The following is a 26,086-nucleotide window of genomic DNA, read 5'->3' on the forward strand; positions in this document are numbered from 1 at the left end:
TAGTATCAGCCGATTGTTTCAACGGAAAATTTTTGGTTTTAATTAAGAAAAGGAAGCATGTATGGCTTATCTCATTGATGAACAAAAGCTTGAAAAGGTCTATCTAAAAAGCTACCACACCATTGGGCGATTTAAATATAACGTTGATACCCTTATCAACTCGCCTGAAATCTCTCGTCATCACGCAATTATCGAACATACCCAAGGTAACTGGTTAATTCGAGATGTGAGCACCAATGGTATTTGGATCAATGATAAGAAAATAAGCAAAAACCTTCCTTATCAATTATGTTTAAACGATAAAATTGATTTTGCGGCACCTGGTCGTAGCTCTTTTGTTGTCGGCGACCTAAGCACTGATTGCCAATTTTTAGTGTCTCAGTCTGACAGCAATAAAGTGATCGAAATAAAAGATCAGTTATTACTGCCAAACGAACAAGAAGCTACTCATATCGCATATTTTGATAGCATGCTTAATTACTGGTTTTTAGAAGACTTATTCACAAATGACAGGCAAGTTTTGATTGATGGAGGACTGATCAGTATTTTTAATGATCAGTGGCAATTTTACTGCTCAAGCCCGTCGACCATTACCAAGCAACTTAAAAGCGAAATAGCACAAAATATTGAATATGCCTTATCTTTTAACGTGAGCTTAGATGAAGAAAACACGCAGCTTACATTAAATGTTGCAAGCAAAACATTCGATTTAGGGACGCGTTCACATCATTACCTACTATTATTACTAGCACGCACTCGTATTCTTGACAAACAAGCAGGCTTAGAGCCTGAATTACAAGGTTGGATGTATAGAGAAGAGCTTGCTAAAGCGCTAGGCATACAAATGAACCATATGAATATAATGGTTCACCGAGCCAAAAAACAGTTAGGAGATGCTTGTATGGAAGTATGTCCTGAATTTGCTTACATGCTTGAATCAGAAAATGGTAAAGTCAGAATTAACTGTAATGACATTACTATTGTCAAAGGCAGTAAACTTGAGACCCGTATCTCTATCTAGAGCAAGCCTCACAGTTTCATCAAATTGCTAATTTCTGTAGGGGCCTGCATGTTCAATTATGCGGGCTTCTAAGCTTTTAAGTAGGCCAAATTTAAAGAGTAACTCGACCACAACAAATAACGGTCCAACCAATAAGCCAATTAAATCATCAACAAATGCAGGCTTCTTGCCTTCATAATAATGCCCAATAAATTGCATTATCCACCCAACAACAAACAGCCCCGCAAATAAGCCATAAAAATTCGCCGTGTGCGCGTTCATGCTTTCAAAAATACTGCCTACCCCCCATAACCCTAATAGATATAAACCACTCATGAGCAGGCCTAATTTAATATCTAAGGCTAAGTAAAACAACATAGCGAGTATCGCAATGATCAATGCTGGGGTGATCAGAAGGCTGTTGACTGACATTAAAGGAAAATACAGCAAGCCAATTACAGCAAATACTATCAGCGGCACGCCTACAAAGTGGGTTAAAATATTGCGCTTATCACGATGGTAGAGCGCATATTTAATTAAGTGTTGGTCTAATTTTTTCATTTTAGTTCTACTTATAAATAGAGTCTTAACACTAAATTAGAACCACACTTCTTACATCATTGTCAATCTAAAGGGCTAACTTGTCTGCAATCTCTGCCTTAAACCAGAACAGCGTTGCAACTGTCTAGACATTGAAAGAGTTAAAACCGACATTTGTGCCACCAGCTCAAATTTTTGTTTTGCTCGCGTGATCCCAGTATAAACTAGCTGCCGGTTGATCCCTGAATGTGCTCTTTGCATTGGTGGTAACAACATTGCGGTATGTGCAAACTCAGACCCCTGAGATTTGTGTATGGTCATGGCGTACACTTTCTCGTGCCTAGGTAGTCTATTCGGGTAGAAGTCCCGAACATGACCTTGCTCATCAACAAACACAGCTTTTAAACTCGCCGATGCTGAACTATTTGATTGATAATTGACTAAAATCCCAATATCACCATTGAATAAATTCAGCTGATAGTCGTTTTGGGTGATCATAATTGGCAAGCCCGCATATTGGCGCTGCGTTAAATCAATTAAACCACTTTGATGCAGTCTCTGCTCAATACGTTGATTTAGTGCGTTTACCCCGTAAGGGCCTTCTTTCACCGCTGCAAGTAACTGGTACTGGCTAAAAGCATGATGCACTGCTTGCACATCTTCGGCATTCAAGATGGATTTACCTTGAATAAGGCGTAAGTAGTTTTGGTAATGCCCTGTTGCTCTGTCGATTAACGCGTGATAGGCATCATTACTGAAGTCATACAATTCTAAATCTTCAAAGCCATGTTGAATTGTCTGCTGTAAATGCTTCTGATCGTTATTGTTCACCGCTTGTGCCAACTGACCAATACCACTTTGAGCATTAAATCTATGGCTCTGTTGTAAAAATGCAATGTTATCAGAGAGTAAAAAGTGACTCGGCTTTTCGTGCAATTTTGTCGCATTACTAAAACAAATTTGATTAAGTGCGTTTACACAGTTTTGTGAGTAATGGGGCTGCTCGCCCAACTTTAGATGCTCACATAAATCCCCTAGCACATTACCGGTATCGACTGAGGCCAATTGGTCTTTGTCACCAAGTAAAACTAAGCGCGCATGAGATGGTAATGCTTTGACTAATTTGCTTAACAAGGGTAAATCTATCATCGACGCTTCATCGACAATAAGTAGGTCTAAGTGCAGCGGATTGTGCTCGTTATGCCTAAAGTGATGAGTATGTGGCACAACCCCAAGTAAGCGATGAATGGTTTGCGCTTGCTCTGGCAACAAATCAAACAACTCGTCATCTATCATGCCGCTTTCGATTAACTTTTTCTTCGCGCCTATCATAGATTCAGTTAGGCGAGCAGCAGCTTTACCGGTTGGCGCAACCAGCTTAATACTCAGCGGTGCACTGCGATATAATGACTGTAAAATTGCCAACAACTTAGTGACTGTAGTGGTTTTACCTGTGCCTGGGCCGCCAGTGATCACACAAAAACGATTTAATGCAGCCATCGCACACGCCACTTTTTGCCAATCGATATCATCTTGATCATCAAAGAAGTGATTGAGTAATTCAGTCAGTGTGTCTAGGTTCAAGGTCACTTTGTTGTTGTTCAACGCTTGGAATGCTTCAGCAAGGCTTGCTTCATAGTCAAAATAACGGGCTAAATATAAGTTATTATTCAATAACCTCATTGGTTTAGCGTCACCCACAGCAGTGTGTGATGCTAACGCTTTTATCGCAGCTTGTTTGTCTTCAGACCAAGGGGCGGTTAACACATTTTCGCCTTGTAATTTTACTGGTAGCGAAAATGGGTTTTGCCAATCAATCTGCTCTAACTCCAAGCAGCTATGTTGTTGTCTTTGTGCTCTAAGTAGCAGCAAGTTTAGATAAAATGCGTCATCAATTTTCGACGCATTGAGTAATTTCGCCAGCGCAAGATCGCTGTGCAGCAGTTTTTCATGCTCGATTAAAAGCCCGATAAAACTTTGATGATCAAAAGGCGCTGTGAATGCGGGTTGAGCAAATAAATCGGTTTGTTCCATTATGCTGCTCCTTGTAAAAATAAGGCATCTAACTGTTCAAGTTCACTGAGAGATAGCTGTTTAAAGAACACCCCTTCTCCGTCACCCATGGCGCGTAAGAAAACATAATAGACGCCACCTAAATGTTGCTCTGGCTCATAGTTAGGTAAGCGCGCTTTAAGTAGGCGATGTAATGCCACGGTATAAATCATATATTGCAGATGATATTGGTGTGCGTTCATGGCTTGCACTAGGTTATCGCTGGCATAGTCGCTCGGTGCATCGCCTAAATAGTTGGATTTGTAATCAAGAATATAATACTTGCCTTGATGCTCGAAGATTAAATCTATAAAGCCTTTTAGAAGCCCTTTGACATTATCAAATTTAAGGCTACTCGGATGCTGAGTGATGTTTGAGACAATATTATTCAGAGTCACTTGATCTAATGGCGCAAGAGGTAAATTAAACTCCATCTCCACTAAACGCTGCGCAGGCGTTATGTCTTTAAGCGCTAAATTATTATTAAGTTTACATGCGAGACACGCTGACACCCAATGCTTTACTGGCGCTTGCCATTTATCTTCAAAACCGAATTTATCTAGCGTCTGTTTTACTGCTTCTTCTAGTGTCAGGTTCGGTGCTTGCGGCGTTTCTGGCTCGCTAAAATCAATTAATTCAAAAATTTCGTGTAAACAGCTACCCGCTTTGGCTCCTTTTGGAAAGGTGTAAGCATTTAGGGTTTCTTGGCTTTCTGCCAATGGTAGATCAAGCAAGTGGTTTTCATCAATTGCACCTAATGGTCTGTCATCATGATCTTGATGATAGGTTAGCTGGCTAAAGCTGGTTGCTCGCCAGTCGCGCTCAATACTCGCTGACACCGCTTTTACAGCGCAATCAATCGTCTGCGCTTGTTGAGCTGGTGTGTAGCTTTCGCTTGGCAAACCACTAATATCAAAATAAGCGACCTTTAAATTCGCATCATTTGTACAAAGTGCGTCAAGTCGCGCGTGCCATTGTTCTGCAGAGGTCATAATATCTGGAGCAAAAAGCACGTAGCCTAGGGCTGTGCGAGTAATACCCGGCTTTTTACTGCGCCCTTCGGCTAAGTTATACATGCCTACATCACAGTGGTGTACAGCGCGTGTCAATGCCACATATAACAGTCGAATGTCTTCAGCTAAACGCTCTTTTTCAGCCTGCTGCATAGCGTCATCGGATTTAGATAAGTCATACACGAGTGCGTCGTCTTTGTGATAAATCGCTTCGCTCGCTTCACGATAGCCGCTGGCAAACGGTAGATACACTATTGGATATTCCAATCCTTTTGAAGCGTGCATGGTGATGATTTTAACTAGGTTCTCATCGCTTTCTAAGCGTACCTGTGCAGTATCGCTTAACGACTCGGTATATTGTTTTTCATACCAACGTAAAACCCGCTGCGTGCCTTCGAGTTCAATTTGCTTATGTTGTAAGAGCTCTGCAAGGTGACGGTAGTCCGTTAACCAGCGCTCTACGTGATGGCCTTTTTGCTGCCAAAGCAAAGGTAGGTCGTTCTCAACCAACAATTGCTCAAGCATCGCCATCACGCCCTTTTTGTACCACAAGGCTTTTAGCTTAGAAAACTGTAACAAGTACTCCTGCCAGGTTTTATGCGTTACATGATTTTGGGATGATTTAAGGCTATCTGACTCGTTCTGCAATGCAAAAATTTGCTGGTAATTCAAACCAAATAAATCACTGGCCAAAACACCTCTTAGCAGAGCTTCGTCGTATGGACCATGCAGCACCAACAAAAATTGCATCAAGGCTTGACTAACTGGCTGCTGGAAAACGCTTTCTCTGGCAAGATACACACTGTCGATGCCTTTATTGGTTAAAGCACGTTTTATCAAAGCCGCTTCATTTCTATCTCGTACTAAGAAGCAAATATCTCCTGCAGCTACAGGTTTGTCTGCGATTGTGGCTGCACCCTGCTGTACTTGGTTCAAAAGCGTTGCGGTTTTACTAGCATAAAGCTCAGCCAGCGCTGGATGCGCCACGCCTTTACTGGTTACCTCAGAGGCATCTTTTAAAACGCTAAAACATAATGGCGCTGCTGGTTCATTGCTTAGCTCGAAGCCTTCGCCGGGCTTTTTGCCATTTGCAGCCACGGCTTCAAACGGAATGTCTTTATTATAGATAAAGCTATTTTCATTTTGTTTGAAAATACTGTTAACTGCATCGACCACGCCTTTTGCAGATCGGAAATTAGTCGCAAGGGTATATTGATGTGTATCTTGCACCTGCTTTTTGGCATGGATATAGGTGAAAATATCTGCGCCCCTAAACCCATAAATTGCTTGTTTTGGATCGCCGATCATGGTCAATGTAGTCGCTTCGCGGGTGCCGTAAATCGATTGAAAAATACCATATTGAATGGGATCGGTATCTTGGAATTCATCGATCATCGCCATTGGGAAAAGCATGGCAATTTTCTCAGCTAAAAGCTCGCCTTGCTCAGCAGCGAGTGCAGCATGTAACTGAGTAAGCAAATCATCAGGCGTTAAAACCCCTTGCTTTCGTTTTTGTTTTTCTAGTAATGATGCAACTTGTTTCGCCGCTTGTTGCACTATGGCCAGCGGTAACCCTTCTTGTAACTTTTGGTGTAGTGCAAACATCTCAGAAAACGATTTAAGCAAGGGATGCGACATCGGCGCTTGCCCTTTCTTGTAATACTGACTGTCTGACAGCGTTTCTTCACTCCACAAGTTGAATGAGTGCTTCGCAGAGCCAAATTCAAAATACCAGTTATCCGATTGGCAGTAGTCAATCAAAGCTGCAATATTGGCTACTCTCCCAGGCGCTTTATTTTTCGCAAGGCCCGAATTATCTAACGCGGTAAAGAAGTCGCTTGCTAACAACGCACTTTTAAATGTATGTGCTTGTTGCTGGTATTGCACTTTAGTAGCCAGTACATCATCTAAGTCATAACTCGGTGTGATGGTGATATTGCCCTTACTCAGCAGTTTACTCACTTTACTATTGAGAGATTGAGGGTTTGGCACATGCTCTAAAATAGTCTGAGTGGTATCGGTATCGAGCGGGTAAATAAAACTGCGCCAGTAGTCTTTTACTGCTTGGTCGATTAAATCAGCACTGTCGAGGACAAACGTTTGGTTAAAACCCATATTCGACTCAAAAGCATGCTGTTTCAGCATTTTCTGGCAGAAACCGTGAATGGTATAAATCGCAGCTTCATCCATCGACTTAGCCGCAGCATCGAGTAACGTAAAAGCCTGCTTTTTGTCTTTAACGTCTTTTAACACTCGCAGAATGAGGTCATCTTTTGATTCTTTACCGAGTAACACATCGCGCGCTTCGACGATGCGCTTTCTTACTCGGTCTCTGATCTCAGCAGTTGCTGCATCAGTGAAGGTTACCACTAAAATTTGCTCAACATTTAATGGCGTGCTCTCTTGCTCAGGTACGGTCAAGCCCAGTAAGCAACGTAAATACAAACCTGTAATTGTATAAGTTTTACCCGTCCCTGCACTGGCTTCAATTAAGTTTTGCCCAACCAAAGGCATAACTGTTGGATCAAGCATTTGCATATTTTTCTTCCTTCGCAAGGTCTATCAGCTTACCAAATAGTGATTTACTTAAGCTGACAAACTCAGCTTCAAAATCAAATAGGTTTTTAAAATCGAGCGCCACATAAGGGTTTTCGCTGTCGCCCATGCCGATATATTGGCCACCGTTAAATTTATTGGCCGCTTTGTTGATGTTTTCAGTGAGCGCATATTCATAGCTAGATGCAACGAAGAAAGGTTGCGGACTGCTCATAAGCGAAATATAAAAATTGACCCATTTTTGTAGCTCGGTTTTTGCCTCTTCTGCCTCTAACGGCGCAAAGCTAACTTGCTCGTCTAAACCATAAACAGAAGTCGTGACCGATTGGCCCATACAACTCGCTGCGCAGTGGTAAATAAACGCTCTTAGTTTATCTTTGGCTTTAATACTTGCTGGGCGATAAAAGATTTGTTCTGATTCAAAGAGTTTATCGAGCCACCCTTGTAGTTTTATTGCACCGCAGTCGATATCAATTTCAACTGGCTCTGATGGTGATGTGAGTGTTGTTTTTAAACGCTCAGCTAGAGGGGTGATCCTTTGCTGTAATTGACCAAGTTGCACTTTACCCACTTCGGCTTGCGGCAAGTCGCCTCGTTGTAAAAGTTGCTCAGGCGCTTTTTCTGAATCATTCAGAGAGTCTGTCAGTAACTCATCAAGATATTGATAGCGAGACAAAGCATCGAGAGCAAATGGTTCATCGTCGTCAATCACTTCTTCCGCATTGTATAAACGCACACCCACACGTTGCTGATAAAACGCTGCTTGAGGGTTTAAAACGGCTCGGATTAATTGATTAATATCTACTTCATGATCTGTTGTATCAAACGGATTTGGCAGGTCTTCGTTAAAACTTGTTCTGTCTTCATTGTTCTGCTGTTCTTTAGCAGCCATTGAAATCAACCAAGTGGGGTTAAAGCTTTGATGCTCGCTCTCAATATAATTTAATGTAGAAAATGGCTGCAATGTGGCTTGATTTAATAAATGCGCAGAAGGTTTACACGCTTTACCTTCGATATAAAAACAACGGTCAATGTAGTCAATAAGTTCGCTGACCAAAATTGAAGGTACTTGCGGCTCGTTGTTGTAGCATGATCGACCCACGTAGCTCAGAAATAGTTGTTTTCGCGCACTCAATAATGCTTCTAAAAATAGATACCTGTCATCAAGTTTACGTGAACGGTCACCTTTTTTACGCTGACTTTGCGATACAAGGTCAAAACCTATAGGCTGAACACTTCGCGGATAGTCACCGTCGTTCAAACCAAGTAGACAAACGACTTTGAACGGCACAGCACGCATTGGCATTAGTGTACAAAAATTCACTGCCCCCACCAGAAAACGTTGTCCTACCCCTTTCTGTGCGACCCCTTGCTTAACCCAATAACTGATGATTTCAGGGCTTACCGCTTCAAGCATGTCTTTATTGTCAAAGTGGGTCTGTAAAGTTTCAATCACTTTATTGAGCACTTGCAGATCCCAGCTTTGATCTGAATCTGGGTGATAAAAAGTCTTTATCAGTGATTTGAGCTGTTCGGCTTTGATATCAAGTGGGTTATGTTCACTCAAGGTGTTTTTGTGACTTATTAAATCATCAATAAAGTGAATCAGTTTACTGAGTGACTCAGTGGCCATGCCCTCAACTTGATCGCTTGGGAAAATGCCTTCAAATTCTAAAGACTCATCGCTCATAGCAATGCCAAGCAATAAACGATTTAAGCCCTGTTGCCAGGTATTAAGCTGCATTTTTGGCAGTTCATGCTCGGCCTTATGCTCTGCGTTAATACCCCAGCGTACCCCTACTTCTTCAAGCCAAAATCTGAACTGCTCAAATTCATCTTCACTACACTGATATTGTTTCGCAATTGGCTCAACAGCAAATAAATCTAAGATATCTGATACGCCAAAGCGGCTAAAAGGTAAATCAACCAAAGACAAAAATGAATTGATCACGGGCTTTTCTTGATCAATGGCTAAGTCTGCCAATGAATAAGGTATGTAGCGCTCTGCAGTTGCCCCGCCAAATACTGCCTCAATATAAGGACTGTATTTAGCTACATCTGGCATCATAACAATAAAGTCTTTCGGCGTAAGGCTTGGATCTTCGTGCATCAAAGCTAATATATGGTCGTGTAAGCGTTCAATTTCACGAAGTGGCGTATGGCAGTCTTGAAACACAATAGAGTTATCATCTTCTTCGATGGATAATTGACCCTCTTGGTTTATAAACCACTGTGTGTTTTCGACTAGGGTTTCGCCTTTAAACGATAAATCGAAAATTTCTTTTTGTACTTTACCCAATAAGTTATCGCTAAAGTCTTCGACAAAACCGTCTATCCATGAGGCGTCAAGTTGCAGTAGCTGTTCGAAGTAATCACGGCCTAACTTACCCCATGCCGATAGAAGAGGATTACCGATTTGGAAGTATTCCCCTGATTGCGCTTCGAGCTCTGGATATTTTACAAATTTAGCGGCTATTTTAGCCTGTGTTTTTTCATCAACCACATCGCCCCAATAGTGTTCACTCGGATTGAACAAGAATAGCAACACATTGGTTTTCTGAGCTAGTGCTTGGAAAATCTCAAGCTGGCTACTTGGAATGGCTGACAGACCAAATAAGCTTATTCTCTGGGGTAACTGCTCTGCAGAGGCTCCAGCTAGTGCTTCGAGTAACATGCCGTGCATGTTGGCTCGGTGATAAGGACTTTGTCCTAAGTCTTCAGTTAATAAAACAAGCTTTCGCCATAAGTCAGGCTGCCAAGGCGCAATAGAAACATCCACGTCTGGCAACTCGTCCATGCCCGACTCCCACGTGTCTAACCATTCAGGACGATACATTAAATATTGGTCAAACACGTCGGCAATTTTTTCACACAAAGCAAAACGCTTTTTGCCAGCTTCATCATCTTCTAAATAACGTTTAAGAGGCTCATACACAGATAAACCGAGTTGCTCAGGCAACAACGTCATTAGCTTCCAAGTTAGGTTCGCTTTGTTAAAAGGCGACTCTTTTGGTACTTGCGGTAGAAAGGTCTGATATAGCTGCCAAATAAAACTTGAAGGCAATGGAAAATCGAGTTGCGCAGCCAAACCTGAATGTTGGCTCACCCCCAGCTTTAACCATTGCGACATACCAGGTGACTGAACAAGAATAATCTCTTTACTAAAAATACTGTCTAAAGGCGCGGTGTCTAATACTTTATGGAGTTGCGCTTGCAACGCCTCCATGCGATTTGACTGAATGATATGTAACATGATGACAAGCCTCTGCGTTCCAATGCATGTTTAATACAAGGTAAATATAACACAGGGCTGAGTGTAATTTATTTATGAAAAACAATATAGTGACAAGGATCTAGTAAACAATATTTATCTAGATAAAATTAAACCCCATAACAAGTTATGGGGTTTAGCGATTAAAAAACTGATACGAATTTAGTCTTTAAAATAAGTCTATATCGTTACTTTCATCACTATTTTTTTCATCAATCAGTTGTTCGTCTATCAGTTGCTCAAAGAAGCACAGCTTATCTCGGCCATTCTCTTTTGCGAAATAAAGCGCTTTATCAGCTTGTTCTAAAACCGTTATAGGAAAGTCATAAGGGCTGATCCTAGACATGCCTATGCTAACAGTCATAGTTTTTACAAATGGGAAATGAGTTTGTCTAATTAGCTCCATAAACTGATCTATTTTAGCTTTCATTGCATCAAAGTCACATGGCTCAAAAACTAAAACAAACTCTTCACCACCGAAACGGAATATCAAATCACTGGAGCGAAAGTATTGACGCATTTTTTGCGCTAACAATAATAAAACTTCATCACCGCAGACATGACCATAGTTGTCATTAACTTTTTTGAAATGATCAATATCTACCATGGCAAGCCATGAAGTCGCACCTAAAGTTCTTTTTCGATTTTCATTTGGAAAGCTTGACTTGTGATGGTCTATTAATTGTTTTTCTAACAGCTGCTTTAGCTTCTTTTCAAACGTTTGTCGGTTGAGAAGGCCTGTTAACTTATCTCGTTCATTTTCGTGCAAGATACTTAAATAATTTTCAAAGATACGGCAAAAAGCATTCAATAAGACCTGATCTGAGCTGCTTAACCCCTTACTCACAATTGCAAGTGCGCCAATTGGTTTCTCTTGCAACGTAATAGGCAACCAGCGTCGCTCTGTGCCATCTGCAGATTGAACAGTGATGATACATGCAGATTGTAAACAAGAAACCAGCTCTGATGGCGGCTCTTGAACTACGTCTCTGTCTTCCCAAAGAAAGTCATCATGTGGTAGTACTTTTAAACATAAACTGCGTTCAATTACTAACTTCCCCTGAACCTGCAGATCTTTATAAATACCAACTTCTTCACATCCAATAAACTCTTGAATAGTAGAAATCAAACTATATTCGAGAGAATCAACATCTCTAGTTTTGGTTATTTTTATGACTGAGTTAAGTAGCTCTTCTTGCATAATACTTCCAATCGATCATCGACTAGTACGAAACAACCTAAATATGTCAATTAGTTAGCAAGTATTCGCTCAACGACATTTAAGTTAATTTAAAAGATGGAAGTTATTCTAATCGAAAGCCATTAAGATAGGAATAAAGAATTTAACACATTGTACCAATGTAAGGGAATAAAACAGAACTTAAATAGAAAAGAAATGGCGGAGAGGGAGGGATTCGAACCCTCGATAGGGGTTAGCCTATACACGAGTTCCAGTCGTGCGCCTTCAGCCACTCAGCCACCTCTCCACTGCGCCTAAGCGCGAAGCTATACTAAGTAAAGCACCACACTTAAGCAAGCTTTTTTACCGATATTCTAAGCTAACTGCTTAACATATCGGCAAATTTGATTACTTCTTCAAGTTCGAAGAGAAATCTAACATACGATTTAGAGAGCGCAGCGCCCCTTCACGTAAGTCCATATCAACAAACACTTCTTTACCTTCAGGACTCACAAGTGCCTCTTCGATTGCTTTAAGACCGTTCATTGCCATCCAAGGACAGTGAGCACAGCTTTTACACGTTGCACCCTCACCGGCTGTTGGTGCCTCAAAGAACTCTTTCTCAGGACATAACTGCTGCATTTTGTAGAAAATACCGCGGTCAGTAGCAACGATGAACTTTTGATTGTCCATCTCTTGTGCTGCTTTAATTAGCTGGCTTGTTGAACCTACTGCATCAGCAAGATCTACTATTTCTGCCGGTGATTCAGGGTGAACTAACACAGCTGCATCTGGATGAAGTGCCTTCATATCTTTTAGCGCTTTAGTCTTAAACTCATCGTGAACGATACATGCACCATTCCACATGATCATATCAGCACCCGTTTTCTTCTGAATGTAAGAGCCTAGATGCTTATCAGGACCCCAAATAATTTTTTCACCTTCAGAGTCTAGGTGTTCAACAATTTCTAAAGCACAAGAAGATGTTACGATCCAATCTGCGCGCGCTTTTACAGCTGTTGATGTATTCGCATAAACCACTACTTTGCGATCTGGGTGTTGATCACAAAACTTTGAGAACTCATCAATTGGACAACCCACATCGAGTGAACAGGTTGCTGCAAGTGTTGGCATAACAACGGTTTTGTTCGGCGTTAAGATCTTAGCCGTTTCACCCATGAAGCGAACACCCGCTACGACGATAATGTCTTTATCTTCTTGATTTGCACCAAAGCGTGCCATCTCTAAAGAATCTGCGACACAGCCGCCCGTTTCTTCAGCTAATGCTTGGATCTCAGGATCAGTATAATAATGCGCAACTAATACAGCATTTTTATCAATTAGAAGTTGTTTAATACGTGCTTTATATTCAGCTTTTTCGGCGTCGTTAAGTGGCGCCGGCTTTGGAGGAAAGATGTAATCCTCTGGCATGATTTGTTCTGCTAAACTCATTTCTCGACCATCAGTGCACATTGCAAAATTGAGGCGAATTATACGTAATTGCTGAGCAGAATCCTAGTCTGTGACGAGAATAGTAAAGGATTATTAAAGTTTAATGAACTAAAGAGATTAAGCGTATGGTGGGTCATGATGGACTTGAACCATCGACCAATGGATTAAAAGTCCACTGCTCTACCAACTGAGCTAATGACCCATACAGAAAGGGATGAAGAATTTTGAGATGGTGGGTCATGATGGACTTGAACCATCGACCAATGGATTAAAAGTCCACTGCTCTACCAACTGAGCTAATGACCCGCTCAAAGGATATCTATATTTAAAGTAAGTGGTGGGTCATGATGGACTTGAACCATCGACCAATGGATTAAAAGTCCACTGCTCTACCAACTGAGCTAATGACCCGCTCAAGGGTTCCCGATACTTTAAATAAGTGGTGGGTCATGATGGACTTGAACCATCGACCAATGGATTAAAAGTCCACTGCTCTACCAACTGAGCTAATGACCCGCTCGAGGATATCAGATACTTTAAATAGTGGTGGGTCATGATGGACTTGAACCATCGACCAATGGATTAAAAGTCCACTGCTCTACCAACTGAGCTAATGACCCGCTCGGATATCAGACTTATTAAGAGGTGGTGGGTCATGATGGACTTGAACCATCGACCAATGGATTAAAAGTCCACTGCTCTACCAACTGAGCTAATGACCCGCTCGGATATCAGACTTATTAAGAAGTGGTGGGTCATGATGGACTTGAACCATCGACCAATGGATTAAAAGTCCACTGCTCTACCAACTGAGCTAATGACCCGCTCGGGGATATCTTACACTTATCAAAAAGTGGTGGGTCATGATGGACTTGAACCATCGACCAATGGATTAAAAGTCCACTGCTCTACCAACTGAGCTAATGACCCGCTCGGATATCTGTTCTTAATTAAGTAATGGTGGGTCATGATGGACTTGAACCATCGACCAATGGATTAAAAGTCCACTGCTCTACCAACTGAGCTAATGACCCGCAAGGATATCAAAACTTAATAAGTGGTGGGTCATGATGGACTTGAACCATCGACCAATGGATTAAAAGTCCACTGCTCTACCAACTGAGCTAATGACCCACTTAGTGCAACAAGTAATTTGAATCAATCGCCTGCTGCGGGCGCTTATAATACTTATTTAAAAAATGAGTGCAACTGAAATGCGTAGTTTTTTTCAGTTTTTACGTCTAAGCGCCTAATTTTAAACCATAGTGGCAAAATATTATGCCATTACATCTTCCCAAGACGTTCTGTGGCCAATTTTGCAGCAGTTGTACTTGGGTAATCTTTAATAAGAGTATTTAGCAACTCTTTGGCTTTTTCAAAGTTATTTTCTTTTTGGAAGATAATACCTAGCTTTAATAAAGCATCAGGACGTTTATTTGAATTCGGATAATTACTTACAACATCTTGGAAGTGAATTCGCGCTTGTGCGTCGTTATTCTTGATAGAAAATAACTGTCCTAACCAATAATGCGCATTTGGCATATATACAGAATTAGGGAAAGCGGTTAAAAAGTTTTGTAATTCTGGAATAGCAGCATCATAACGCTTGTCCTTCATGATCAAAGCAACTGCTCGGTCATAGGCTTCGTTTTCTGATAAATCGCTGCTGATCGCTTGAGAGTTATCAACCACAACATCGGAAGACGTCGTCGCACTTGATTGCTCATAAACTTTAGACACACGATTTTCAATTTCTTGATACAGCTCTCGTTGTCTTTGTAACACTTTTTCAAGTTTATAGCTTTGCTCTTCTGTCACACCTCTTACTTGAGATACTTCATCTTGCAACAAATTAAGTTGTTGCTGGAGTTCGACTTGTAGCAAGTTACGCGTTTTCATCATGCTTTCTAGCTGAGCTAAACGCTGTTCAATTGTTTGGGTTGAATTTGCAGCCTCAGATACAGGAGCGGGAGCAGCCCATACATGGGTGCTCCCGCTCATCATTATGGCTGCCAAAATATATTTCGGCTTCATAATCACTCTTTCAAATTAGTAAACTAGAACCGCACGACGGTTTTTAGCAAAAGCTTCTTCAGTGCGAGACTTAACCATTGGCTTCTCTTCACCGTAGCTCACTACAGAGATTTGGCTGTCAGAAACACCTAGGCTTTGTAGATATTTAGCAACTGACTTACCACGGCTTTCACCTAGTGCAATGTTGTATTCTGGCGTGCCACGTTCATCAGCATGGCCTTCAATTAGTACTTTAACGCTTGGGTTTTTTACTAAGAAATCAGCGTGTGCTTGAAGTAACTCAGCATACTGACCGCGGATACTTGATTTATCGAAGTCGAAGTATACGATTTGCTCTTGACGGAGCGCTACATATTTCTGTTGTAGTTTCTCAGCTGCAGCTTGCTCTGGTGTTAAAGTATTAACTTCTACATTGCTACCAGATTGTGATGCGTTAGCACCATTAGTTTGATTTGGAGCACTTTCGTCAACGCTCGAAGATGAGCTACATGCTGCAAGTGTCATTACTGGTAAAGCGACCAATAAAGCTTTTAAGGTTTTGTTAAGTTGCATCGAGTATATTCCTATATCAAAAATTTATACCAGTAAAACTACTGTAAAAAAGGTGACCATGCTGGTGCCTTAACCTGTCCATCAGTAACAGGTAGACGCGCTTTGAATCTGCCGTCCATCGAAACCAGAGCTAGTACCTGCTTGTTATTGTACAAGGTACTATACATAATCATAGAGCCATTCGGCGCAATACTTGGTGACTCGTCTAAACGAGTTCGCGTTAACACCTGGAATAACCCTGAATTTAATTCTTTTTTCGCAATATGGTACTTTCCTAATGTTCTATTCACCATAACAAGTTGCTTGCCATCTGGTGTAATTGAACCCGCTAAGTTCATATCGCCATCAAAGGTAGCACGCTTAGATCTACCAGTTTGTAAATTTAACTTATATATCTGAGCATTACCACCCCTTTCCGATGTATAGACAATTTCTTTGCCATTCGGGTGCCAAGATGGTTCAGTATCTATACTTCTGTGCTTTGTTAAGCGCGTTTCTTTTCGTGTTTTTAAGTCTAATAGGTAAACCTCAGTTGCACCACCTGCGTCTTTAGAAAGTACAATAAGTAACTTTGTACCATCAGGAGAAAACTGTGGCGCACCATTTATACCAGGGTAGCTAGTTATGATATCTCGCTTACCCGTATATAGGTCTTGCATAACGATTTGAGATTGCCGGTTTTCAAAAGTGACATAAGCCAGTTTAGTACCATCTGGAGACCAAGCTGGCGACATTAATGGCTCATTTGAGCGAAGCAATACTTGCTCGTTATAGCCGTCATAATCCGCTACAACCAGTTGGTAAGGCTTATCTGTATTTTCTCGTACAATGACATAAGCAATTTTAGTTCTAAACGCCCCTTTTTCACCTGTTAGTGATTCATAAACTACATCACTGATTTGGTGCGCATAACTTCTAAAACCCGCTTCATTAATGATCGACTGGCGAGACTCTTGAATATGATCCTGACTTTTCATTAACTGACCATTGGTCATCATACGCGTTTCGCCACCGGTGATTTGCGCTCTGATCACATCAATTAACTCATACTTAACCAAGTAACGACCACCCGGTTGTTGAGTGATAGAACCGACTAAGACTGCTTCAACGCCTTTAGATACCCAGGCATCGTAGTCAATGTCTTCATCTGTAGAAGGCAATTGAGGCAAATCTGCAAATGAAAGAGGTTTAAATTTACCACTTCGTGTTAAGTCAGCTGCAATAACATCGCTTAATTGCATAGGTAACTCACCTACACCTTCGAATTTAAACGGAACGATGGCAATAGGCCTTGCACTATCTACCCCTTCGGTAATGACAATTTCAAGAGCCGCAAAAGCATAATTTTGAATAGATAAAACTAAGCAAACTAATAATACTTTGAATCGCTTGAGCATAGTTTTCCTTATAGTTCTGGTTTAATTGTTAAGTTGATATTCTTGAGTTGTTCAAACACATCTTTATCTTTGGAAACAGGTAAAGTATCCGCTAAACGAATAGCCCTAAGTGCAGCATCACAAACAAGTTTGTCCCCCCCTAGAGGTTTTACACTTGTTACTAAGCCATTAAAAGCAAGTCGAATATTTACACGACACTCTTTACCTCTCATCGCTTCATCGGTCAATAAATTTGACTGAATGCGTTGCGAGATTAGTGCCTGAAATTTTTCAACTTCGCCCATCACTTGCTGCTTTCTTAGTTTATTTCGAGCAGCTTGTTCTTGTGCTAGTTGCTCTTGAAGTAGTTGCTCTTCAAGAGCCTTCAAACGTGCTTTTTCAGCTTCTTCTGCTCTGCGCTTTTCATCTTCTTCACGTTTTTTACGTGCAATTTCAGCTTTGCGCAATGCATCTTCTTCGGCTTTTCGCTTATCTGAAGCAGCCTTCGCGGCTTTTTCTGCAGCGAGCTTTTCAGCGCGAGCTTTTTCAGCATCCGCTCTTTGCTTCTCTTCAATCTTTTTGGCTTTCTTTGCTTGAGCTTCAGCTTTACGCTTTTCTTCTAGCTTAGCTAACCTTTGCTGCTCCAATTTTTTGATTCGACGCGCTTCAGCTTCTCGCTCTTTTCTGGCTTGTTGCGCACGTTTTTCGAGATCTCTGATACGTTTTTCTTCAGCACGTTTTTTATTGTCTTCTTGCTGCTTGAGTTCAGCAATCTTTTGCTCTACTAGTTTCTGGTCAACTGATACAGCAGAGACCACTTTTTCTTCTTGTTCCTCAACAACTGGATTTAGCTGAACCTGCATGACTGTAGGTGTCGGCATTTCAAAATTTGCCGTAGCAAACAAAAAACCACCTAAGGCAATATGAAGTAGAAACGACTTAACAAATCCGCTGGTTAATGATTCCATCACTACTCCTCAAACGACTTGGTCATTAACCCTACTGACGGAACGCCTGCATTTTTCAAGAAATCCATTAATAGAAGCACTTCTTGATAAGACACACGACCCGAGCCTTTTATTAAAACAGGGGTTTCAGGATTTTGCTGAAGCTTAAGTTTGATCACAGCAGCAACCTCAACTGCATCCATAGGTGCCTCAGGATCAGTGCCTACACTCAAGTAATAGCGACCCTCTGCATCAATACTGGCTATAATAGGTGGTGCTTCTTTTGTTTCCACCAAATCAGACTCTGACATCTTAGGCAAGTCGACTTTTACACCATGAGTAATCAGTGGCGCTGTCGCCATAAAAATAATGAGAAGTACCAACATAACATCGATGTACGGTACCACGTTTATTTCTGCAACCGGACGTCGTTTTTTACGTAAGTACATATTACTTGGCCTCTACCGAATTTGCAGCTTGGCGATGAAGAATATTCGCAAACTCTTCCATAAAGTTAATGTAATGACTTTCAAGCTTTTCTACATTCTTTGCAAAACGGTTATACGCCATAACAGCAGGAATCGCAGCGAATAAGCCAATAGCTGTTGCAATAAGTGCTTCAGCAATACCTGGCGCAACCATTTGTAGTGTTGCTTGCTGCACTTCACCCAATGCAATAAAGGCATTCATAATACCCCACACTGTACCGAATAAGCCGATGTAAGGGCTAATTGAACCTACTGTTGCCAAAAATGAAAGACTTGATTCTAGTTTCTCTACTTCTCTTGAAAGTGCCACGCGCATTGAGCGGTGAGTACCCTCAATGACAAGGCCCGTGCTTTGATTCGAACTTTTCTTTTGTCTTGCAAACTCTTTAAAGCCTGACAGAAATAATGCTTCTAAACCTGCTGGACTACCTGTGCGTGCACTAATTTCGTTATACAACTTACTAAGTTCCATGCCTGACCAAAATTTTTGTTCGAACTTTTTAGTATCATGCATGGCTTTTGAAATAATTGACTTGCGCTGAAAAATAATTGCCCAAGAAGCTATCGACATACCCACTAACGTCAACATAACCAGTTGAACCAATAAACTTGCTTTTAATATAAGATCAATGAAATTTAGACCCGATTCCACGTTGTAATACTCCTAAAATAGTTGTGTTTGGGCATTCAGCGCCATTAGCTTATTCATCGACAATGCCACAAGCCAATAGTTCATTTAGTTTACCCAGACATTGCAGCGCTGACAATCTGATTACTACGAATTGAAGTGATTTAACGACAAACTGTTTTAATAGCATTTTTATCTTACTAACCTACTGGTTTCCTTTCTCAAATTTGATGCTTACTGTTCAAAAACCACTTTAGAATTAACTTATATGTTGTCGTCAAAGTTTTAATTAAGCGTAACTCATAGTTATTCAGTCAAAATCAAAGCTACATAATAAAATAGCAAAATGAATAGGCGCTTATTTATGAGAAGATAATGCATAAATCGAAGCACTTATTCAAAATAAATGAATAAACCCTCAAAACCTAAATGGTAATACCAATTTCCAACAATAAAACTAATTACAAAAAACTTGTTCAAAATATATCTTTTTCTTTTAAATCATATGAATAACAATTTTTAAGCAGATTTAAGCTAGAGTGAAAAACAAATAAAACCCCTATCACATTAGATTTTTTTATCTGAAAGATATAAATTTTCTAGTTTGATAACAAATCCTAGAACTCGTATTATATCTCCCGTTCCAGTAAGACAGCTTACCGAAACAGTTTTTAGCAATATGATTTCTGATTGTCGTATTGCTTTTTTAAATACAACCTTATGTATTTAATGTTCCCTTATTACTTCCTTCAACTTGTTGTTTTGCCCGCTTTTTTAGCGGGCTTTTTTTTGCCCATATTTTCTTTTAGTAAAATTTAGACAAAAAAAAGCCCGAACATTAGTTCGAGCTCTTGGTATTAATTAAAATAGATTAAGCTTTTTCGCTTTCATCTCTATATTTGTCAGCAGTTTCTTTAATTAACGGCTGTAACTCACCCTTTTGGAACATTTCTAAAATAATGTCACAACCACCGATTAGCTCACCTTCAACCCAAAGCTGAGGAAAAGTTGGCCAGTTCGCATAGTGAGGTAACTCAGCACGAATATCTGGATTTAAAAGAATATCAACATAAGCAAACTGTTCACCACAAGCCATTAATGCCTGAGATGCTTGTGAAGAAAAACCACAGTTAGGCAGTTTAGGTGAGCCTTTCATATATAGAATGATTGGGTTTTCAGAAATTTGTTGCTTAATTTTATCAATGGTTTCCATTTATTAACCTCTATGTGACGATGCGTAGCCATGAAAAATCGAATTCATTGCGTGGTAAAACACGCATTTTTGGCAAATAAAACAAATAGTCTCTATCTACGCCATTGCTGTTTGCCTAAACTTGAGTAAAATACTCAGGAATTATAGTATCACTATAAAGTTAATTCGTATAGAAATCTGGACTTCAGTAGTCTATGTTTCAGTCGTAATTAGCAAAATACATAACAAATGGAGATAACCATGGCTTTTGAACTACCGTCATTACCTTATGCAATCGATGCGCTAGAACCACATATTTCTAAAGAAACTTTAGAATTTCACCACGGTAAGCACCACAACACTTATGTAGTGAAATTAAATGGTTTAGTTGAAGGTACTGACTTTGCAGATAAAACTCTTGAAGAAGTAGTACGCAGCTCTGAAGGCGGCGTTTTCAATAACGCAGCACAAATCTGGAACCACACTTTTTACTGGCACAGCCTTGCACCAAATGCAGGTGGCGAGCCAACTGGTAAAGTTGCTGAACTAATTAATGCGAAATGGGGCTCATTCGCAGCATTCCAAGAAGCTTTTAACGATAAAGCAGTAAACAACTTCGGTTCAAGCTGGACTTGGTTAGTACAACTAGCTGACGGTTCACTAGATATCGTAAATACTTCAAATGCAGCGACTCCTCTAACAGAAGAGGGTGTAACGCCTATCCTTACTGTTGACCTTTGGGAACACGCTTATTATATCGATTACCGCAATGTTCGTCCTGAATACCTAAAAGGTTTCTGGGCTCTAGTTAACTGGGAATTTGCTAACAGCAACCTGGCTTAATATCTCTTTCATTGCAGATAACTGATCAAAGGCGTCTATGGACGCCTTTTTAAAACTTCTCTCTTTGCCATTCATCAATTAAATATCTGGATTTTTTAGGCAATTTCCTAATTTCATGTCTAAGCTTTAGTTATACCTTTTACTATTAAATAGTTTCTCATTCTAAAGCTCACACAGGTTATTTGGAGGTCGTTATGACAATATTCGAACATTATCAAGCCAGATATGAAGCTTCCCAAGAAGAAGAATATTCAATCGCTGAATTTCTAGAAATCTGTAAGAACGATAAATCGGCGTATGCAAGTGCGGCAGAACGTTTACTCATGGCTATTGGTGAGCCTGAGATGGTTGATACCTCAACAGATGCAAGGTTAAGCCGTTTGTTTTCAAACCGTGTCATTGCTCGCTACCCAGCTTTTAGTGAATTTTATGGCATGGAAGAAGCCATTGAACAAATCGTTTCATACTTAAAGCATGCTGCACAAGGTTTAGAAGAGTGCAAACAAGTACTTTATCTTCTCGGTCCGGTTGGTGGTGGTAAATCGTCGATTGCAGAAAAACTGAAATATCTAATGCAGCAAGTTCCGATTTATGCCATCAAAGGGTCTCCAGTTAACGACCACCCCCTTTCTTTGTTTAATCCTGTCGAAGATGCAAACTTACTAGAGAAAGAATATGGTATTAAGCCTCGCTATTTAAAAACAATCATGTCTCCTTGGGCGACTAAACGCTTACATGAGTTTGGTGGAGACATCACTCAATTCAAAGTCGTTAAACGCTATCCGTCTATTTTAGATCAGGTTGCGATTGCGAAAACTGAACCAGGTGATGAAAACAATCAAGACATTTCTGCTCTGGTTGGTAAGGTAGATATTCGAAAACTTGAACATTACGCACAAAATGATCCAGATGCTTATGCATATTCAGGCTCACTGTGCATGGCAAACCAAGGTCTAATGGAGTTTGTTGAAATGTTCAAAGCACCTATTAAAGTGCTTCACCCTTTGTTAACTGCAACTCAAGAAGGCAACTACAACGGTACAGAAGGCATTTCAGCGCTTCCATACAACGGCATGATATTAGCGCACTCCAATGAGTCTGAATGGCAAAGTTTTAAAAACAATAAAAATAATGAGGCATTCTTAGATCGTGTATACATCGTGAAAGTGCCGTATTGCTTGAGAGTGTCTGAAGAAGTCAAAATTTATCAAAAGCTTTTAGATAATAGCGAACTCTCTTCAGCGCCCTGTGCACCAGGCACCCTAGAAACCCTTGCAAAATTCGTGTCGCTCTCAAGATTACAAGAGCCTGAAAACTCCAGCATTTATTCTAAAATGCGAGTGTATGATGGTGAGAGCTTAAAAGACACAGATCCAAAAGCTAAGTCCTACCAAGAATATCGCGATTATGCGGGCGTCGATGAAGGCATGACGGGTTTATCTACTCGCTTTGCATTTAAAATTCTATCTCGTGTGTTTAATTTCGATCATGCTGAAGTTGCAGCCAACCCAGTTCATTTATTCTATGTACTAGAACAACAAATTGAACGTGAGCAATTTAATGCAGAAGTACAAGAGCGTTACCTAAGCCACCTAAAAGGCTACTTAATTCCTCAGTATGTGGAGTTCATTGGCAAAGAGCTACAAACCGCTTATTTAGAGTCGTACTCAGAATACGGTCAAAATATATTCGACCGCTATGTTACTTATGCTGATTTCTGGATCCAAGACCAAGAATACCGTGACCCTGATACAGGGCAGCTGTTCGACAGAGCGGCCTTAAATGCAGAACTTGAGAAAATAGAGAAACCTGCTGGCATTTCGAATCCGAAAGATTTCAGAAATGAAATAGTTAACTTTGTATTAAGAGCGAGAGCGCACCATAACGGTGAAAATCCTGTTTGGACAAGTTATGAAAAATTACGCACTGTCATAGAAAAGAAAATGTTCTCGAATACTGAAGATCTTCTACCTGTGATTTCATTCAACGCCAAAACGTCTGCTGAAGATCAGAAGAAACACGAAGACTTCGTAAATCGTATGGTTGAAAAAGGTTACACAGAGAAGCAAGTTCGCTTGTTATCAGAATGGTATTTGAGAGTTAGAAAATCTCAGTAAAGCGTGAGTTCTTGGAGGGTGATTTATGGCACATTTTATAGACCGTCGCCTGAATGGGAAGAATAAGAGTACGTTGAATCGTCAGCGCTTCATCAGACGGTATAAGAAGCAAATTAAAGAAGCAGTATCAGATGCGATTAATAAGAGAAGCGTCACAGATATAAGCAGTGGTGAAAGTATTTCAATACCACAGCGAGACATCAGTGAGCCTATTTTTCACCAAGGCAAAGGGGGGGATCGTGACATGATCCACCCTGGTAATGATCAATTTAGTACAGGCGATAAAATACAACGCCCTCCTTCTGGTCAAGGAGGAGGTGGTGGTGAAGGTGAAGCAAGTGATCAAGGTGAAGGTCAAGATGACTTTGTTTTTTCAATCTCGAAAGATGAGTATCTTGACCTATTGTTTGAAGACCTAGAACTGCCTAACCTTCAACAAAGTCAACTTGATAAACTAGTGCAAATGAAAACCCACAGAGCAGGGTTTTGTAATGACGGCATGCCAAGCAATTTAGATATTGTTCGTTCCTTGCAAGGGTCGTTAGCAAGAAGAGTTGCAATGTCTGCTGGAAAAAAACGTCGATTAAAAGAGGCTGAAGAAGAGCTTGAGGCATTGTTAAATGAAAGCGTGCCTCCAGAGCATCAAATTAATAATCTTAAGTTAGAAATCGAAGAGCTTAAACGTAAGATCGCGACCGTACCTTTTATAGATAATTACGATCTGCGTTTTCGTAATTTCGAAAAACGCCCTCACCCAACAAGCAAGGCAGTTATGTTTTGCTTAATGGATGTCTCAGGTTCAATGGATCAGGCTACGAAGGATATGGCAAAGCGTTTTTATATTTTACTTTACCAATTTCTAACTCGTACCTATAAAGATATTGAAGTCGTTTACATTAGGCATCATACCCAAGCAAAAGAAGTCGATGAACAAGAGTTTTTCTACTCTCAAGAAACGGGCGGCACCATTGTCTCTAGTGCACTTAAACTCATGGATGAAATAGTAAAAGAGCGTTATTCACAAGGTGATTGGAATATCTATGCAGCTCAGGCTTCAGACGGAGACAACTGGGCTGATGATTCGCCACATTGTACAGATATTCTTACCAATAAACTGCTTAAAACGGTACGGTATTACGCTTATATAGAAATAACAACTCGCGCTCACCAAAGTCTTTGGCGCGAATATCAGGGCATTGCGCAAACGCACAGTAACTTTGCCATGCAGCATATTCGAAGTGTTGAAGATATTTATCCAATCTTCAGAGAATTATTTAAAAAGAACCAAAAACAACATCAAGGCGCTGCTTAGTCTTAAGGAGGGGTTATGACATATAATCCGATCAATGATGGTCCTGACTGGACATTTGAACTACTTGAAGAATACCAAGCTGAAATTGCTCGTGTAGCTGAGTTTTACCGTTTAGAAACCTACCCTAATCAAATTGAAGTGATCACTGCTGAGCAAATGATGGACGCGTACTCAAGTGTTGGTATGCCCATAGGCTATAGTCATTGGTCTTATGGCAAAAAGTTTATTCAAACTGAACAAAATTATCGCCGAGGTCAAATGGGCCTAGCGTATGAGATTGTTATTAACTCGAACCCTTGTATCGCTTATTTAATGGAAGAAAATACTTTGCCCATGCAAGCGCTGGTAATGGCGCATGCATGCTACGGACATAACTCTTTTTTCAAAGGCAACTACTTATTTAAGACCTGGACAGATGCATCTTCTATCATTGATTATCTACTATTCGCCAAAAATTACATTTCTGAGTGCGAACAAAAATATGGTATTGATGAAGTAGAAAACCTAATTGACTCTTGCCATGCATTGATGAATTATGGTGTTGATAGATATAAACGACCCCAACAAATTTCAATGTATGAAGAACAAAAGCGTCAAAAGGAGCGAGAAGACTACTTACAATCTCAGGTAAATGAGCTTTGGCGTACAATTCCTAAAAACCAACAAGAAGAAACGATAGATCAACCACGATTCCCTACTGAGCCACAAGAAAATATTCTTTATTTTATTGAAAAAAATGCGCCATTACTGGAGTCATGGCAACGAGAAGTTATCAGAATAGTTCGAAAAATATCGCAATATTTTTATCCGCAAAAACAAACTCAGGTCATGAATGAGGGATGGGCTACATTCTGGCATTACACTATTTTGAATCACTTATATGATGAAGGAAAATTATCTGACTCGTTTATGCTAGAGTTTTTGCAAAGTCACACCAATGTTGTTTTTCAACCGCCTTACAACAGTAAATTCTACTCTGGTATAAACCCCTACGCACTTGGTTTTAATATGATGACAGATATTAGGCGTATTTGTGAAAATCCGACTGAAGAAGATAAACGTTGGTTCCCAGAATTTGCTGGTGCAGATTGGCTTGATACACTGCATTTTGCTATGCAGAATTTTAAAGATGAAAGCTTTATTAGTCAGTTTTTATCCCCGAAACTTATTAGAGACTTCAAACTCTTCACCATTATCGATAAACAAAAAGCGCCACATTTAGAGGTAGGAGCTATTCACAATGAAGAAGGTTACCAAAAAGTAAGATCTGCACTCTCCGCACAATACAATTTAAGTAACCATGAACCAAACATACAAGTCTATAATGTTGATGTAAGAGGTGATAGATCTCTCACGCTTCGCTATGTGCCGCAGAATGGTATTCCACTGCATGACTCAAAAGCTGAAGTGATTAAACACCTGTATAGACTTTGGGGTTTTACTGTTCGACTTGAACAAATGAATGAATCAGACATGGTTGAAACAATTGCACAATGCCCTAAAGAAGAAGATGTAAAAAAGTAAGCTGAACTT

18 protein-coding genes and 11 tRNA genes are annotated in these 26,086 nt (G+C 40.3%); 5 read left to right on the plus strand and 24 right to left on the minus strand.

Annotation, left to right across the window (positions count from 1 at the left end; translation table 11 throughout):
* Window positions 1–61: 61 nt before the first annotated feature.
* A complete protein-coding gene (locus ACGHEH_RS00395) occupies window positions 62–1,021 on the plus strand; it encodes an FHA domain-containing protein (protein WP_390440759.1) in 960 nt (319 codons plus the stop codon).
* 27 nt (window positions 1,022–1,048) lie between these two features.
* On the opposite strand, the gene ACGHEH_RS00400 is transcribed toward ACGHEH_RS00395, so the two are convergent.
* The 24 genes from ACGHEH_RS00400 to ACGHEH_RS00515 all read right to left on the minus strand — a co-directional run bounded on the left by ACGHEH_RS00400 (window position 1,049) and on the right by ACGHEH_RS00515 (window position 20,302).
* On the minus strand, window positions 1,049–1,561 hold the full coding sequence (locus ACGHEH_RS00400; protein WP_390440761.1) for a DUF962 domain-containing protein: 513 nt from the start codon (window positions 1,559–1,561) through the stop codon (window positions 1,049–1,051).
* 75 nt (window positions 1,562–1,636) lie between these two features.
* Complete coding sequence (recD, locus tag ACGHEH_RS00405) at window positions 1,637–3,574, minus strand: exodeoxyribonuclease V subunit alpha (RefSeq protein WP_390440763.1); 1,938 nt, start codon at window positions 3,572–3,574, stop codon at window positions 1,637–1,639.
* Window positions 3,574–7,143 (minus strand): exodeoxyribonuclease V subunit beta, encoded by a 3,570-nt coding sequence (gene recB, locus ACGHEH_RS00410; RefSeq protein ID WP_390440766.1) that lies wholly within the window; start codon window positions 7,141–7,143, stop codon window positions 3,574–3,576. Before recB ends, recD begins: the two co-directional genes overlap by 1 nt.
* Window positions 7,130–10,414, minus strand: a complete 3,285-nt coding sequence (recC, locus tag ACGHEH_RS00415) for an exodeoxyribonuclease V subunit gamma (protein WP_390440768.1) — start codon at window positions 10,412–10,414, stop codon at window positions 7,130–7,132. The genes recB and recC overlap by 14 nt, the downstream gene beginning before the upstream one ends.
* Before the next feature lie 187 nt (window positions 10,415–10,601).
* A complete protein-coding gene (locus ACGHEH_RS00420; protein WP_390440771.1) occupies window positions 10,602–11,633 on the minus strand; it encodes a GGDEF domain-containing protein in 1,032 nt (343 codons plus the stop codon).
* A 196-nt stretch (window positions 11,634–11,829) separates the two neighbouring features.
* Window positions 11,830–11,919, minus strand: a tRNA-Ser gene (locus ACGHEH_RS00425).
* Between the two features lie 101 nt (window positions 11,920–12,020).
* The gene (gene nadA, locus ACGHEH_RS00430) at window positions 12,021–13,064 is read right to left on the minus strand and encodes a quinolinate synthase NadA (RefSeq protein ID WP_390440773.1); all 1,044 of its coding nucleotides are present in this window, start codon (window positions 13,062–13,064) and stop codon (window positions 12,021–12,023) included.
* 126 nt (window positions 13,065–13,190) lie between these two features.
* Window positions 13,191–13,266: transfer RNA gene (locus ACGHEH_RS00435), tRNA-Lys, on the minus strand.
* 28 nt (window positions 13,267–13,294) lie between these two features.
* A tRNA-Lys gene (locus ACGHEH_RS00440) sits at window positions 13,295–13,370 on the minus strand.
* Between the two features lie 29 nt (window positions 13,371–13,399).
* Window positions 13,400–13,475 (minus strand) — tRNA-Lys (locus tag ACGHEH_RS00445).
* Window positions 13,476–13,504: 29 nt separating this feature from the next.
* Window positions 13,505–13,580: transfer RNA gene (locus ACGHEH_RS00450), tRNA-Lys, on the minus strand.
* Window positions 13,581–13,608: 28 nt separating this feature from the next.
* Window positions 13,609–13,684: transfer RNA gene (locus ACGHEH_RS00455), tRNA-Lys, on the minus strand.
* 26 nt (window positions 13,685–13,710) lie between these two features.
* Window positions 13,711–13,786 (minus strand) — tRNA-Lys (locus ACGHEH_RS00460).
* 26 nt (window positions 13,787–13,812) lie between these two features.
* Window positions 13,813–13,888, minus strand: a tRNA-Lys gene (locus tag ACGHEH_RS00465).
* 30 nt (window positions 13,889–13,918) lie between these two features.
* Window positions 13,919–13,994: transfer RNA gene (locus ACGHEH_RS00470), tRNA-Lys, on the minus strand.
* 28 nt (window positions 13,995–14,022) lie between these two features.
* Window positions 14,023–14,098: transfer RNA gene (locus ACGHEH_RS00475), tRNA-Lys, on the minus strand.
* 24 nt (window positions 14,099–14,122) lie between these two features.
* Window positions 14,123–14,198: transfer RNA gene (locus tag ACGHEH_RS00480), tRNA-Lys, on the minus strand.
* A 150-nt stretch (window positions 14,199–14,348) separates the two neighbouring features.
* The gene (ybgF, locus tag ACGHEH_RS00485) at window positions 14,349–15,098 is read right to left on the minus strand and encodes a tol-pal system protein YbgF (RefSeq protein WP_390440775.1); all 750 of its coding nucleotides are present in this window, start codon (window positions 15,096–15,098) and stop codon (window positions 14,349–14,351) included.
* A 15-nt stretch (window positions 15,099–15,113) separates the two neighbouring features.
* Entirely contained in the window at window positions 15,114–15,650 is a 537-nt protein-coding gene (pal, locus tag ACGHEH_RS00490) for a peptidoglycan-associated lipoprotein Pal (RefSeq protein WP_390440778.1), read from the minus strand.
* A gap of 38 nt (window positions 15,651–15,688) precedes the next feature.
* Window positions 15,689–17,047 carry a Tol-Pal system beta propeller repeat protein TolB gene (gene tolB, locus ACGHEH_RS00495; protein WP_390440781.1) on the minus strand — a complete coding sequence of 453 codons (1,359 nt, stop codon included), beginning with the start codon at window positions 17,045–17,047 and terminating at the stop codon, window positions 15,689–15,691.
* Window positions 17,048–17,055: 8 nt separating this feature from the next.
* Complete coding sequence (gene tolA / locus ACGHEH_RS00500; protein WP_390440783.1) at window positions 17,056–17,994, minus strand: cell envelope integrity protein TolA; 939 nt, start codon at window positions 17,992–17,994, stop codon at window positions 17,056–17,058.
* A gap of 2 nt (window positions 17,995–17,996) precedes the next feature.
* Window positions 17,997–18,422 carry a protein TolR gene (gene tolR / locus ACGHEH_RS00505; protein WP_390440786.1) on the minus strand — a complete coding sequence of 142 codons (426 nt, stop codon included), beginning with the start codon at window positions 18,420–18,422 and terminating at the stop codon, window positions 17,997–17,999.
* Window position 18,423: 1 nt separating this feature from the next.
* Complete coding sequence (tolQ, locus tag ACGHEH_RS00510; protein WP_390440788.1) at window positions 18,424–19,113, minus strand: protein TolQ; 690 nt, start codon at window positions 19,111–19,113, stop codon at window positions 18,424–18,426.
* 847 nt (window positions 19,114–19,960) lie between these two features.
* On the minus strand, window positions 19,961–20,302 hold the full coding sequence (locus ACGHEH_RS00515) for a Grx4 family monothiol glutaredoxin (RefSeq protein WP_390440791.1): 342 nt from the start codon (window positions 20,300–20,302) through the stop codon (window positions 19,961–19,963).
* Between the two features lie 240 nt (window positions 20,303–20,542).
* Between ACGHEH_RS00515 and ACGHEH_RS00520 the strand changes: the two genes are divergently transcribed.
* The 4 genes from ACGHEH_RS00520 to ACGHEH_RS00535 all read left to right on the plus strand — a co-directional run bounded on the left by ACGHEH_RS00520 (window position 20,543) and on the right by ACGHEH_RS00535 (window position 26,077).
* On the plus strand, window positions 20,543–21,124 hold the full coding sequence (locus ACGHEH_RS00520) for a Fe-Mn family superoxide dismutase (RefSeq protein WP_390440794.1): 582 nt from the start codon (window positions 20,543–20,545) through the stop codon (window positions 21,122–21,124).
* Window positions 21,125–21,318: 194 nt separating this feature from the next.
* Complete coding sequence (locus ACGHEH_RS00525; RefSeq protein ID WP_390440796.1) at window positions 21,319–23,241, plus strand: PrkA family serine protein kinase; 1,923 nt, start codon at window positions 21,319–21,321, stop codon at window positions 23,239–23,241.
* A gap of 25 nt (window positions 23,242–23,266) precedes the next feature.
* Complete coding sequence (locus tag ACGHEH_RS00530) at window positions 23,267–24,553, plus strand: YeaH/YhbH family protein (protein WP_390440799.1); 1,287 nt, start codon at window positions 23,267–23,269, stop codon at window positions 24,551–24,553.
* Between the two features lie 15 nt (window positions 24,554–24,568).
* Window positions 24,569–26,077, plus strand: coding sequence for a SpoVR family protein (locus ACGHEH_RS00535; protein ID WP_390440801.1), 1,509 nt, complete (start codon window positions 24,569–24,571; stop codon window positions 26,075–26,077).
* The last annotated feature ends 9 nt before the right edge of the window (window positions 26,078–26,086 follow it).

Source organism: Pseudoalteromonas sp. MTN2-4 (assembly GCF_042848605.1).
In the GTDB taxonomy this organism is placed as follows: Bacteria; Pseudomonadota; Gammaproteobacteria; order Enterobacterales; family Alteromonadaceae; genus Pseudoalteromonas.